Source organism: Rhodococcus sp. KRD197, assembly GCF_017168235.1.
GTDB lineage: Bacteria > Actinomycetota > Actinomycetes > Mycobacteriales > Mycobacteriaceae > Rhodococcoides.
Window position 1 is genome coordinate 487,938 of record NZ_JABFAO010000004.1, and the last position, 13,220, is coordinate 501,157.

Consider the following 13,220-nt stretch of genomic DNA (forward strand, 5'->3'; position numbering starts at 1 on the left):
CCGACGCGGGTCGTTGGTCGTGGGTGCTACGGCTGGGTGGGTTGATCAACGGGACGGAACAGGTTGTGCCGCAGCTGCGCCGGCGTTCTGCTGTCGGTTGTGTAGCGAGGTCGCGAACAACAGAACTGCGAGGCCGGCGGCGGTGATGGCCGCTCCCGCCCAGATGGGGGAGGTGTAGCCGAGTCCAGCGGCGATGGTGATCCCGCCGATCCACGCGCCCAACGCGTTTCCGACATTGAATGCTGCGATGTTGGCGCCCGAGGCCAGCGTCGGCGCGGAGGAGGCGTAGTTCATGATGCGGGTTTGCAGAGCCGGTACCGTCGCAAATCCGAACGCACCCATGAGAACCAGCGAGAGAATGGTCATGATCTGACTGCTTGCGGTCGCGGCGAAGACGATCAGAACCACGGTCAGCATCGCCAGGATCGCGGTGAGCGAGGTGGTCAGAGCCCGGTCGGCGAGTTTGCCGCCGACGTAGTTCCCGGCGAACAGACCAGCACCGAACAACACAAGCAACCACGGAACTGTAGTGGAGGCGAAGCCTGAGACGTTGGTCAGTGTGTAGGCGATGTAGGTGAATGCGCCGAACATGCCGCCGTAGCCGAGGATTGTGATCGCCATGGATAGCCAGACCTGAGTCGAGCGGAATGCGGTCATCTCGATACGGAGACTGGTCGCCGGGGCGTCGCCTTCTCTGGCCTTGGTGTCCGGCACGAGGGCGGCGATACCGATCAACGCGATGACACCGATGACGGTGATGGCCCAGAACGTCGATCTCCATCCGAACTGCTGTCCCAGAAAGGTCCCGAACGGTACGCCGAGCACGTTCGCCGAGGTCAGACCGGCGAACATCATGGCAATGGCGCCGGCGCGTTTGGCGGGGGCGACCATGTTCGACGCGACGACTGCGCCGATGCCGAAGAACGCGCCGTGGCACAGGGCCGCCAGGATCCTTCCCGCGAGCATCGCCTCATACGTGGGGGCGAGCGCCGACAGCATGTTTCCACCGATGAACAGAATCATCAGTGCCATGAGCACGCGTTTGCGATCGAATCGGGTGACGGCCGCGGTCAGTGCGATTGCGCCGACCGCGACGGACAGCGCATAGCCCGAGATCAGGTAGCCGGCCACCGATTCGGTGACGTCGAACTCGGCCGCGACCTCGGGCAACAGGCCCATGATTACGAATTCCGTGAGTCCGATGCCGAAGCCGCCGACGGCCAAAGCGAGAAGTCCGATGGGCATTCTCAGTCCCTCCAGGAGATGTGTGCAAGTGTTTACCAAGCCGGTAGTACGCGCCTGCATTAGTTGCACACGCTTGATAGATAGTTGCACACGCGCTCTAAGCGTGCAAGCTGCTAGTCTGTGAACGAGGCATTGTCGCGTTCGATGCGCGCAACACGGAGGTCAACATGGGCATTGCAGATGATGCAGTGGAGATTCGGTCGCAGGGATGGCGGACTCTCGCTGCACTACATGGCGTCCTCGACAACGAACTCGAACGTGCCCTGCAACGCGAACACAAATTATCGGTGGTCGAATACACCGTTCTCGACGCCTTGTCTCGACAGGACGGATGGCACATGCGCATGGCTCAGCTCGCGCGTGCCGCAGCCCTCAGTTCGAGTGCGACCACCCGGCTGGTCAACCGCCTGGAAGATCGGAAGCTACTGCGCCGCATCATCTGTGCGGATGATCGGCGGGGCATCTACACCGAGCTCACCGACGACGGCCGGGAGCTGTTGGAAGCCGCTCGACCGACGCATGATTCCACGTTGGAAACGGCGCTGAACGAGGCGTGCCGTACGCCCGAGTTGGCGCCGTTGGTGGCAGCGCTCCACCAACTTCCGGCTTCGCCGATGTACAGCGGCGCTGGCTGAGATCGACGCGTCAGCGTTCGAGTCGCTGCCGGACTGTGGCGAGTCGCAGTTGAAGTTCCTGTTCGTCGATGACGCCGTGTGTCAACAGGGAATGTGCGAGGGCAACCAACTGATTCTCGGGGTAGGGGAGGTCCGAGTACGTCGACGCGGTGAGTAGGTCCTCTTCGTCACGGCGAGTCTTGAAGTCGGGGACCTTTGCGTCGCACGACGAACGGTCGAGGACATCGCAGAGGGCGTCCAGGCTCGTTTTCCACGGAGGAAGAGGGTTGCTCACCCCGTACTTGGCGGTCATCCGAGGCCACACATGGTCGCGTTGGACGATCTCGCGCAACACGCTGACATCGGGCGGGGGCGCCGAGTTGCTCATGGGGGTGCTCACTTTGCCGCAGGGTGGATTGCCGGACGGGTATCGGTGATCACGTTGGTGGTCACGCCCGGCTTGGGGAGCGTGACGCCGATGAGGCAATCACGCGTGATGATCTCGGTCAGCTGGTCCTCGTTCCACCCCTCGGTACCTTCCGGGCGGACCGGCATGACCATGAACCGGTGCTTCTGATTCGAATCCTGCACTCTGACTTCGACTTCGGCGGGAAGGTACAGGCCGAACTCGGCGAGGACCTGACGCGGCCAGCGGACGAGGCGTCGCCGATAATTGGGTGTGCGGTACCACTCGGGCGAGTTGCCGAGAATGGGTCGCGGATAGCACGAACAGAGTGCGCAGACGATGACGTGGTGGATCGTCTCGGTGCCCTTCAGTATTTCGAAAGCCGTGAAATCGCTGGGAGTGCCGAAACCGGTCGGTTCGAGCCAATCCACGCCGACTTCCTTGCTGGCCGACATCGGGTCGGAGAGTGCGAGCTGCTCGAACGAGGGATCGAGCCACGCCCTTGCGACCAGGCGCGCCGCTGGCGTGGGGCCGATCTGTTCGGCGAACTCGGTGAACAGGGGGTGCTCCTCGGCGGTGAAGATGCCCTTCTCGATGCACAGTTCGCGGAGGGCGATCTCGAGTACTTCGAAATCGGTGACCTCGTCGACCATCGGTGCGACAGTCCGTGCGTGGTCGTGGTCGTGGTCGTGGTCGGACATCGAGCCTCCCGGGCGAGTGATGGGCGGACGCTCAGGCAGAAGCGCGCAGCCAGCGTTCCGGCAGTTCGGTTTGTAGGGTGTCTGAAGTAGTGCCGGTATAGCCGTGCCACAGCTGGGAAAGGTTGAATCGGACCACGTAGAACCACTCCGGGGTCGCGTCCGTGCGATCCCAGGTCTCGTCTTCCGGGGCGGGGCTCTCGTAGGCCACCGCAGCGATCTCGCCCGTCGCGCCTTGGACGTATTCCGGGGTACGGGTGTAGAAGAGCGCAGGAAAATCGTGAACGACGACCGCATTGCCGACGCCGAACTTCGGCGGGCCGGCGCGTCCCGCGAATACCTGCGGATCACCCTTCCCGACGGCGTGAACGTGGTGGGTGTTGCGTTTCACCTGCGAACCGTCGCCCTCGAACTTCGGGTGCGCCTCGGGTAGAGCGCCGTTCAGTCCGCCCTCGTATCGCTTCGTGACTTCTGTCAACCGCTCGCTCAGTTCGGCGGAACTGAGGTACTGCTTCTCGAGGAGTACGCGCGCGACGGCGAGAAGCCACCGCCCGTAGTACGGCAACCCGAGGTAGACGGCCCGTCCGACGTCGACGTTGCCGATCCGCCTGCGTTCCTCGGACAGCCACACACCGCGCCATGCGAGTACCTCACAGATGACATAGGTCATGTGTTCCCAGTGTTCGTACTCTTTGTTCTCGTACTTCATGGGAGCGTCGGGCTCACCGCCGACGTCGTGTACCGGTTTCATGTATGCCGCGAATCGGGCGTGGTCCAGCAAATCGGGGGTTGGGGCGTCGGGCAGCTCTGGATACGCCGACTTCAAGCGGGCGACGAGATCGAGTTGTTCAGCGCGTACTGACGAATCGGTCATGAGAAGACGCTTTCGTGTTCCGGACGTGCTCGCTGTACTAGGAGACGCGACGACCGGTTCCGGCATCGAAAAGACCCACTCGAAAATTCGATGTCGGTCGCGCATGCGGTTGCCGCACAGGGACCGTTGATACCCGTCCACATTCCCACATCTCAAGCGAACGCGTCGACGAATTCGTCAAAGTTCGTGCGGACGTCTGCTAGGCACAGCGGCGCTGGCGGAGGTGCGTCGTCAGAGATCGTCGAGGGTGACTATGCCGTCCTGGAGAGCTCTCGCGACGAGAGCTGCTTTGGTCGGAGCCGGTCGCCCGACGTTGGAGTATTTGTCGCGTATGCGGGTGAGGTGGGTGTTGACCGTTCCCAGCGCGATGTGGAGACGGGTGGCGACACCGAGTTTGGAGTCGCAGTCCAACCATGCTCTCAGTACGGTGATCTCTCGCTCGCTCAGTCCGGGCCTGGCGTAGGTCAGCGCAGGAGTTCCAGTCGACGCTGCCGGGACCTGAATTCTCGGCACACGAGTCGGTAGTGCGCCGCGGGAAGGTCTCGGGCCGAGCGGCGACCGGGCCCTATCGGGCACCGTCAGTCCGGCCTGGGCATGGGAGCGATGACTGGTCGGCACTGTGCGTTCTCCTTCATGTCCGAGCGCGTCGACGAGGAGTGTCGGAGTGTCCGCAATCTGACCATGGCCGTGAATTCGCTGCAACACAAACGGTTTCGACTACAGACTCGATACTGTCTTTCCGTCTACATCGAGCTATAGTTGAAACTAAATTAGGCGATTCGTCCGGTTCGATTGGTATAGTTCTGCATCCATTCCGGTGTAGTTGACGCGCAGAGGCGGTTGTCGTTGAACTCCAGGTCGACCCCCCGAGAGCAACTTCTGCAGGCCGGATCGAGATTGTTGGGTCAGATCGACATGACCGATCTTGCGCGAGCGTTGTCGATCTCGGCCGTCGTGGACGAAGCCGGCCTGTCGCACCAAACTTTCCACAACACCTACCCCGGCAGCTCCCGCGCAGGTGGCACCGGCGGGAAAGAAGCATTTGTCGAGGACCTGCTCGACAACCTCACTGTGAACTACAGCGGCCTCGAAGCCGTTGATCACAATTGTGCCAAGCCGGGGGAATTGACTGGTCCGGCCTCGGCATTGTTCGACGATCTGGTGTCGGGGCTGATGCGTCGCCGCCTGATCGCAATACTGCTATCGGGTGACAACGACGGCGCGCGCAAGGCTGTCGCCCCGGAATTCGAGCGATTCGACGCCGACTTTCGGACCGTGGTCGGCGAGGCGATTCAGTCCCGGGGTGGCTCGGTGCGCCAGCCTTTGTCGGTGGCAAGCTTGTCCGCGGTCCTCGGTGCACTCCTCGACGGTCTCGCGCTCCGCGAGATGCTCACACCCGGGTCGATCGCGGCACGGGACGTCGCAACCGCGACCGAGTCCATCCTGCGGTGGGCAATCGATCCGCTGCATTCCGATCGCAACACCCCCGCGCCCGAGCCGATCGAGTCCGGCGACGACCTCAATCTGCTTCGGCCCGATCTGGAGGCAGACATCATCGCTGCCACCGAGACGTTGTTCGTAGACCACGGGTACTTTCTCGTCACTCTCGCCGATATAGCCGCGGCTGCACGTATCCGCGTCGATGACCTTCGTCGTCTGTTTCCGAGCAAGATCGACATCATCGTCGCCGCCTTGAAGCCGGAGTTCGACCGGGTGTTGCGATTGCGTCGAGCCGACGAAAAGCTTGGCGTGGATCCAGGTATCGCATTGCAGCGCACGCTGATCTCGGTGGGGGAGTTCGTGATCGGCAATCGGGCGATGAGCTCAGGGATGCTTTTGGCTTTGAGTTTCGAACAGTTACAGCAGGTGAGCACAGTCACCACCGTGTTGGAGAATCTGTATCTACCGTCGGCAGTCGTCCCCATCCTCGAAAGCGGACGAGAGGCCGGAGTATTCGGCGAGGACGCACCGGTAATCGAGGTCGCCATCATGCTGACCAACAACGTCCTCTTCCGGTGCCTGACCCGGCCGAACGAGACAGCCAAGGACGTCGTCGACGGGGTGCTTCGGGTACTGATGCCAGGTGTCGCGACGCGGACGCTATGAGGCAGCCTCGGCTGCCTCGATACGCCTGCCCGACGCGCCGATGACTGCGATCAGCTCCCCAGCACCTGGACACTGGCATCGCTTGAACAGGTTGTCCTTGCGTCTGCTCGACGACATCGGAACCCAGCGCATCGACGGTCGCGACGTGGGGGACTGGTACGTGCGCCGCGATATCGAGACGGCGTTGCTGGATCGCATACTGGCGCTGGGATCCGAGCCGCAGATCATCGTAGGTGAGGCCGGGCATGGCAAGTCGACGCTGTTGTGGTCGTTGCACCGGGAACTGCGGCAGCACCAGCGATTTCCGCTACTCGTATCGGCCACCTGGCTACAACGCGGCGATGACGGCACCTACATCACCTCGAGCGAGGACATCGTCTCGGCCATCGCCACCCAACCTGGGGCGATACTGCTTCTCGATACCGCAGACCTTTTGCTGCACAGCCCCTCCGCTCGCTACGAGGTCATCGACCTGGTCGATGAGCTGGCGAGAGCAGGGGTACCCGTCGTTCTGACCACCCGACCGCAGGAGGGGCAGAGTCTGCCGCCCAACCTGGGGCACAAAATCACGCTCGGCTCCTATTCTCGAGACAAGGAGCTACCGGCCGCAATCGCGTCCTTGATCGCCGAGTTCTCCACCGCAGGCTCTGTGGTGCCGGCAGACCCGGTCGCGGCGATCCAGTCCGCCCGTGCGCGCGGCATGCTGGTGGACGACGTGTGCACCAGTCCACTGCTGCTTCGGCTGCTGTTTTCCCTGGCCACACCGCAATTCCCGCACCTCGAACTCGACGTCACCGGCCTCTACAACCTGTTCTGGTCGCGGCGGGTCATCACCGATCACCGCTCCGGACCGAATGTGCCCGCCGACGGCCAGGGCAACCTTGCGAGCACCGCCGGTTTCTTGGCGATCGCCATGCTGGCACTGGGAACTCCGGAGCCGCGTGTCGAGGTCCTCGTTCGGCGTGCCGCCCAGGCCGCGAAGTCCAGTGGCCAGGGAATCGATGAGGCCGCTTTGCATGGCCACGTTCGAACACTGTCGCGACGTGGTGTCCTGATCGCCACCGAGGATCGTGTTCGGTTTCTGCATCAAACGTTCTTCGAATTTGCCGCTGCCCAAGGCCTTGCCGCCCGCGGCGCCGAGGCCGAACTGCCTCGACTGATCGAGCGAATAACTGCGACGCCCGACGATTTGTTTCTCGGCGCCGTCGTCGAACAGGCCCTCGTCATCCTCGGGGCCGACCCGCTGGCCCGTCCCGCCGTCCGCGGGTGCTGCCGGGCTCTCATCGAGACTGCGCATCCCCACCTGATTTCGATCGCCATGACCGCCTGGGCGCATCACCCTTCGATTCTCGAACTCTCGGCCGACGTGGTCGCTCCCGTCACCGATGATCTGCTTCGCCGGTTCCTGCGCACACTGCCGCGCGTGCACAGTCACTCCGCCTCGGTCGCCGACCGCTTGCACGAGCTGTGGTTTCAGCGACCATCGCTTCGTACCGCCATTGCCACTACTGCGGCATACCTCGCCGGACGCGCACCGGACGCGGCCGCCGCCCTTGTTCGCCGCACCGGGATGTACACCGAACTCGCCGGTACGCAGCAGGCCTACCTACGCTCGAACAGCGAACCCCACACCCTGCTCCAGAACCTGGCCCCGACAGCGCCGGATCTCGTCCGCGAAGCGGTCCTCGAGATAGTCGACGGTCTGACCGAGCCGGCGAAACAGGCAAAGAACGAGCGGACTCGGCAGGGTAAGCAGACCATCGCACGCTATCTGTACATGGTCGCCGACCTGTGGATTTCGTTGGGGGACGACGAGTTTCTGGACGCACTCGAAGGTGTTGTCGGAGCCGTTCAGGCACGATCCGGGGACAGTGACGCCGAAGTCATCCGTAACGCGCTAGCGGCCGTCATTGCCGCTGACCTTCGTCGCCGGGGTTGTGTCACCGTGGGTTGGCAACGCAGCTGGCTCGACTGGGTGGACGAGCTGTGCTCGAACCTCGAAATGCCTGGTGGAGACCAAGATCCGATCACCGGCGCCCGACTCATCGCAGTCGGCATTGTTCTTCGCGAGTTTCGAGCACCCGACCACGACGATGTCATCGATGCAACTCTCGCCAGGTTGTTCTCACTGTCCGGCGGCGCCGCGCCCAGACAACTCGCCCGCGGTTGCCTCTCCGAAATCCTCACCACAGATTCGCCCGCCCGAACATCTTTGATCGAGCTCCTGTCCGCCTCGCTCGACGGCCACCTGCCCGCCGAACATCAGAACTTCGCACCGGGCGCCGGTTTGTGGGCGGCAGTGACACGTCAGACGTTGAGGGACCCGTCCATTCCCGTCGATGTCGTTCACCGGATCTTGTCGGCTTCGCTGCACACGTACGCCGACGACGACCGATTCTTCACCGCAGGCAATCATGTGGTCGCACTCGCCCCAGTAGCGATCGTGTGGGGTGAGAGCGCCGCAGCTACCGCAGCACGCACCCTTTCTGTCGTCGACGTGAGGAACAAACTCGACCGTCAGGCAGCGAACATCTTTCTCGATGGTGCACGCGATCGCGCCCACCAACAGCCGGACCAGCTGATCCCCGCGGCGTTGGCGATCGCCCGCCATGTCGGTCGCACCGGCACGGTCAAAGACTTGCTGCGGCACGAGGGCAACCACGCCACCCTGCGAGCCCACGCGCCACTGCTGCAGCGCTGGACCGAAGAGTTGATCACGAGCAACGACAACGGCCAGCAAGACGGTGCCGACCTGCTCCGCCTGCTCATGGAACAGAACATCGCCACCCCGACGTTGGCCCAGCTGATGTCCTGGTTCGATCGGTCCACCAGCCCGCAAGGCAAAGCAAACCTGCTCACCACGATCGGCATCTGTGCACGCCGGTCGGAGTCGATCGCCGACGCCGTCGCATTGTTCTCGCAATTCGTCACCACGGCAACAACTCCCGAGCCGCGAATCGCACCGAGTCCGGAGATGCGCTCTCAACCGGTCATCGCCGAGGCTGCTCGCGATGCGCTCCTGGAAAGTCTTGCACACCAGACTGGTTCGTTCACGGAGCTGTGGCCGACCATCTACGTGTTGACGTTCGCGCCGCGCTTGAACGGCACCCGTAAGAGCGACGTTGCCGGCCTTCGGCACCTGGGCCGGTTCCTTCGTACCGAAGCAGAGACCGGCCACATCGATGAGGCGATCGAGCATCTCGATGCCACGTGCGAAGCGCTTGCCGTACTGGACAGCAACCTCCGCGTCAAAGCCTCCAACAAGCTCGAGGGGGCAGTCACGGCGATCCTGCGCCGCGCGCAGGACCGGCACTACGAGCAACTGGCTCGACTCGTCGGCACCGCACCTTCGCAAACCTCTGCGCAATTGATTCACGGGCTACTGGACTCAGCCTTGTTCGCCGACCGCGCGCGCGAACTCGGTCACCACCTGAACATCACCCCGCGCGTCATCGGCATCGGTACCTTCCCGGACATCCTCGTGCCCGTCGGAACAACACCACACCTTCCGCCGGCGTCGGTGCCAGAACACCCAGAACCTCGAGAACCCCCAGAGCTCACTGTGAACGGCCACCAGGCCGCACGAGCAATCGAGAATCTCGCAGATCGGCGGCGAGACCTCGAAAGGGCCACTGACAATGCCTATCACGCGATCAGGCGTCACGCACACAGCGCGAACGACAAGCATCTCGCCTGGCAGCTCTTCGGTAAGTCGCAAGCCACGTTCTACCGACTCAAAGCCGGCCCGAACTGGCGCCCGCCCGCACGAGAGCTGTGTGCGGACATCGACCGGCACGGCGAGGCGATCGGCCAGTCGTTCGGTCTCACCGCGCTTCACCGGAATTTCACCGCCGCGGAACAGGCCGTGGACGACGCCCGGCACTCTCGGCGTTGACAGCCGAAACCAGCTGATCAGAGCGGCTTTCGACGCACTCGCGCACATTTCCGAACTTCATGAACAGGTGAAGACGGCGGTGTGCGCGGTGAAGTTCTGAAGTCCACATCAGATGTTCCGGCCGCCCGTCCGACGCGGCAGCACCGGGACATGATCGAAAGGTCCATCCATGACCACGGCCGACACTCGCGACCCCGTCCACGCCGCACTTCAGCTCGTCCGGTCCATTGCCCTCTCTGTGCCCGCATATCGCCGCTTTCTCGAAGAACACGGCATCGAGGTGGACACCATCAGCACGATGAACGACCTGACGCAGCTGCCGACCACCTCCAAGGACACATACCGCCGCACCAATATTCTGGCCGACCTTCAGCCCGGACGACCGGAGGATGTCGAAACCATCTCCTGCAGCGCCGGCTCGTCCGGCACCCCGACATTCTGGCCGCGAGGTCAGCGCAGCACCGATCACGGTGCGTCGATGTTCGGACACGTTCTACGCGAGAGTGCCGATACCGAGCGTCGGACGGCCCTGGCGCTGGTGACGTTCCCCCTCGGCCCCTACGTCGGGGGGACGTTCATGTACGCCATGCTGCTCGAACTCCGCAGGCGTGGGCACCGATTGTCCATCGCTACGCCCGGCATGGATGCCACAGCTATAGCCGAGGTGGTATCCGAGGCCGGCGAGAGCTACGAGCAGATCGTCATCTTCGCGTACCCGCCGATCGCTCGGGATCTGCTCGATACCTACGGTGACCTTCTGCAACGACACGATGTGGTGATCATCGTCGGCGGCGAACCGGTCAGCGAGGCCTGGCGTTCGCTCGTTCACGAGATGCTCGGTGACAGTGGCGGCGACCGTGTCCGGGTGGTGTACGGGGCGACCGACGTCGGATTCGTCGGCTACGAGACTGCCGCCACGATCGCCATCCGATCTGCGTCCGCGCGCGATCCGAAGCTGAACCAGACCATGTTCGGCGCCGAGTACACCGCCGGAGAGCTCGTGCAGCAACCCGCATTCGTGCAGTACCAACCCGAGTTCACGTACATCGAAGTCGACGCCGACGGATATCTCCTCTTCACCGTCGGGGGAGTACTCCCGCTGGTGCGCTACCGCGTCAACGACCGGGGCGAGACAATGGCCGGCGAAGTGGTACGTGAACGGCTCGAAAACGCCGGATACAGTGCTCTCGCACACGGAATCGACCCCAACGGGTCCTACCTGTTGGTTCAAGGCCGCACTGATGTCGCGGCGATCTACAGTGCCGTCAACATCTACCCCGACTACTTCCGCCCGGCCGTGGAGCACATCTCGTTGGCGACTCGGCTGACGGGACGCTTCATCGCCCGGTGCGAGGTCGACGAAAGTCAACGCCAGACGCTGGTACTCGAAGTCGAACTACGCTCGCAGCAGCAACCCGACTCGGATACCGCCGAACACGTCAGAGAACTTTCCATAGCCAGCCTGCGACAACTGAGCGCGGAGTACCGCGTCGTCCACGATCAGAAAGGTCGCGACGCCGAACCGGTCGTACGACTCAAACCGTTTCGTTCCGACGGGTTCGTCACCGGCGGGAAGCAGAAGTCGATCCAGTAGCCGACCGGCCGAGCGCGGCCACTAGACGTCGATGCCGAATTCACGGATCTTCCGGTAGATCGTGGCGCGGGACATCCCCAGTGCGTGCGCTGCGGCCTGTTTGTTGCCGCCGTTGCCTTCGAGGCTTTGGATGATCGCATCGCGTTTCATCGCTTCTATCGGTGTGAGGGTCCTTCGGCTCAACGCTCGACAAACCGGTGGCAGTTTGTCGACTTCGATCACACCGGATCGTTGGTTCTGCACAACCTGTTGGAGAATCTCGCGCAGCTGAGCGACGTTGCCCGGCCAGCTGTATTTGGTGAGCTGACGGATGGCCGCGGGGGAGAGCGAGACGTCTTGGCCCCGGCTGACCTGCCGCAGGATGTAGGGGATGAGTTTGTGCAGGTCCTCGATTCGATGCCGCAGGGCGGGCACGTGGACGGTGTGGCCGAAGAATGGGAGTACGAGTGCATCACTGTCAGCGCTGTGGTCGCCTGTTCCGATGGTCACCCCGATCCATCCCGCGTGCTCACGCCCCTGGATCATGCCTGCAATTGCCCTCTGGTGGGAGTCTGGGAGTAGATCGACGTCTCGGATGATCAGGCTGTATCCGTCTTGCTCGATCTCGAACTCGAGGCTTCTCATTCTTGCATCCTCGGCGATCAGTTCGGCAGCGGATGTGAAATGTGTTCGAGTCGAAATATGTTGAATAGCAGCCGCTTTGAGTGCGGCGAATCTGCCGCTTCCGCTCTCGCCTGCGACGGCGACCCACTCCTGCTGCCGGGCACAGTGAGCGATCTGCTGGGCACTGTGTCGCCACGATGCGCTGTCGCCGACGATGCCGGGCAGCCCTTTGATGCTGTCGGCGGCCACCGAGGTGATCGTGGTCTCGCTCAGGTAAGCGTGATAGACCGCGACCCCGCGTCGAAGCACGAGGCCGCCGTCGAGGAAGGGGGAGAGCCGTACGGTGTGTCCGCCGGGAAGGGTCAACACGTGCTGGCTTCTGTCGATGGTCATGCTCAGGTCGATTGCATGCTCGATCAGCGCGGCTTGGTCTTGCGGGTCGAGGGTGAGTCGTAGCCGGCGGTTCAAGAGGACGATGTCGTCGCCGAGTGCGAGAACACCGACTTGCTGGGACCGCCGACACGCCTTCATGTAGGTGTTGAGCAGTGCGGTCTGTTCCTGGCTCGATTGCGAGAGCAGCCTGCCCTCGATCTGTGCCGTCGCCGAACGTGCCAAGGTCACCAGCAGCGGTGCCCCGTCGTCCACCCATCCGGTCACGTCGAGAACTCCGACGACCTGGCCGGAAAGCGGGTGAACGATGGGGACGCCGGCGCAGACAAGTCCGCCCAGGCTGTCGACGTAGTGTTCGGCTCCCGAGACCAACGTGGGTTGCCGCGTCTCCAACGCGGTTCCGATGCCGTTGGTACCTGCGTATTCCTCCGAGTAGCTGAATCCCGGCGCGAGCGTGACACTGTCCAGGGCCCGGAGGAGTTGCTGGCTCCCCGCCGCTCTGGTCAACACGACGCCGTCGGCCGAGGTGAGGATTACCGACACAGGCTCGTCTACCAGGCCATCTGCCAGCTGCCGGAGCACGGGCGCTGCCGCGACGACCAGTGGACTGTCCATATCGGGTTCGCGTACGAACGGCAACTGCAGGCTGTCGGGTGGGATGTTCAACGAGCGTGATCGTTCCCAGGAGAAGGAGATCTGATCCCTGACGGACTCGTCGAATTCCTGCTCCGTGAAGAACTTGTCGCGAGCTTTGCGCAGGTCTCGTGCGTGATTGACCATAACCACCGCCCTACC

9 protein-coding genes and 1 pseudogene are annotated in these 13,220 nt (G+C 63.1%); 4 read left to right on the forward strand and 6 right to left on the reverse strand.

The annotated features are described in order from the left end of the window. Window positions 1-45: 45 nt before the first annotated feature. The gene (locus J1M86_RS08530) at window positions 46-1,245 is read right to left on the reverse strand and encodes an MFS transporter (protein WP_206509522.1); all 1,200 of its coding nucleotides are present in this window, start codon (window positions 1,243-1,245) and stop codon (window positions 46-48) included. Between the two features lie 167 nt (window positions 1,246-1,412). Between J1M86_RS08530 and J1M86_RS08535 the strand changes: the two genes are divergently transcribed. Beyond that, window positions 1,413-1,880 (forward strand): MarR family winged helix-turn-helix transcriptional regulator, encoded by a 468-nt coding sequence (locus J1M86_RS08535; protein ID WP_206509523.1) that lies wholly within the window; start codon window positions 1,413-1,415, stop codon window positions 1,878-1,880. 10 nt (window positions 1,881-1,890) lie between these two features. Here the strand turns inward: J1M86_RS08535 and J1M86_RS08540 are convergent, their stop codons facing one another. The 4 genes and pseudogenes from J1M86_RS08540 to J1M86_RS26280 all read right to left on the reverse strand — a co-directional run. Further along, on the reverse strand, window positions 1,891-2,247 hold the full coding sequence (locus J1M86_RS08540) for a thiocyanate hydrolase (protein WP_206510001.1): 357 nt from the start codon (window positions 2,245-2,247) through the stop codon (window positions 1,891-1,893). An 8-nt stretch (window positions 2,248-2,255) separates the two neighbouring features. Then, a complete protein-coding gene (scnC, locus tag J1M86_RS08545) occupies window positions 2,256-2,966 on the reverse strand; it encodes a thiocyanate hydrolase subunit gamma (protein ID WP_206509524.1) in 711 nt (236 codons plus the stop codon). 31 nt (window positions 2,967-2,997) lie between these two features. Then, on the reverse strand, window positions 2,998-3,837 hold the full coding sequence (locus tag J1M86_RS08550) for an SH3-like domain-containing protein (protein ID WP_206509525.1): 840 nt from the start codon (window positions 3,835-3,837) through the stop codon (window positions 2,998-3,000). A 231-nt stretch (window positions 3,838-4,068) separates the two neighbouring features. Then, window positions 4,069-4,296: pseudogene (locus tag J1M86_RS26280) on the reverse strand (LuxR C-terminal-related transcriptional regulator); the annotation flags it as partial. A gap of 387 nt (window positions 4,297-4,683) precedes the next feature. Between J1M86_RS26280 and J1M86_RS08560 the strand changes: the two are divergent. From J1M86_RS08560 to J1M86_RS08570, 3 genes are all read left to right on the forward strand, one after another. Then, window positions 4,684-5,943, forward strand: coding sequence for a TetR family transcriptional regulator (locus tag J1M86_RS08560; RefSeq protein WP_206509526.1), 1,260 nt, complete (start codon window positions 4,684-4,686; stop codon window positions 5,941-5,943). Window positions 5,944-6,025: 82 nt separating this feature from the next. After that, window positions 6,026-9,838, forward strand: coding sequence for a hypothetical protein (locus J1M86_RS08565; protein WP_206509527.1), 3,813 nt, complete (start codon window positions 6,026-6,028; stop codon window positions 9,836-9,838). A 169-nt stretch (window positions 9,839-10,007) separates the two neighbouring features. After that, window positions 10,008-11,432: a phenylacetate--CoA ligase family protein gene (locus J1M86_RS08570; RefSeq protein ID WP_206509528.1), complete on the forward strand. Its 1,425-nt coding sequence runs from the start codon at window positions 10,008-10,010 to the stop codon at window positions 11,430-11,432. Between the two features lie 21 nt (window positions 11,433-11,453). Here J1M86_RS08570 and J1M86_RS08575 read toward each other — a convergent pair whose 3' ends face one another. Then, a complete protein-coding gene (locus J1M86_RS08575) occupies window positions 11,454-13,205 on the reverse strand; it encodes a sigma-54-dependent Fis family transcriptional regulator (protein WP_075838221.1) in 1,752 nt (583 codons plus the stop codon). Between the last annotated feature and the right edge of the window lie 15 nt (window positions 13,206-13,220).

What these genes read in the sequence shown, in the direction of transcription:
- J1M86_RS08530 (WP_206509522.1), bottom strand. Translation starts at nt 1,245, where the DNA reads ATGCCCATCGGACTTCTCGCTTTGGCCGTCGGCGGCTTCGGCATCGGA.
- J1M86_RS08535 (WP_206509523.1), top strand. Translation starts at nt 1,413, where the DNA reads ATGGGCATTGCAGATGATGCAGTGGAGATTCGGTCGCAGGGATGGCGG.
- J1M86_RS08540 (WP_206510001.1), bottom strand. Translation starts at nt 2,247, where the DNA reads ATGAGCAACTCGGCGCCCCCGCCCGATGTCAGCGTGTTGCGCGAGATC.
- scnC (WP_206509524.1), bottom strand. Translation starts at nt 2,966, where the DNA reads ATGTCCGACCACGACCACGACCACGACCACGCACGGACTGTCGCACCG.
- J1M86_RS08550 (WP_206509525.1), bottom strand. Translation starts at nt 3,837, where the DNA reads ATGACCGATTCGTCAGTACGCGCTGAACAACTCGATCTCGTCGCCCGC.
- J1M86_RS08570 (WP_206509528.1), top strand. Translation starts at nt 10,008, where the DNA reads ATGACCACGGCCGACACTCGCGACCCCGTCCACGCCGCACTTCAGCTC.
- J1M86_RS08575 (WP_075838221.1), bottom strand. Translation starts at nt 13,205, where the DNA reads ATGGTCAATCACGCACGAGACCTGCGCAAAGCTCGCGACAAGTTCTTC.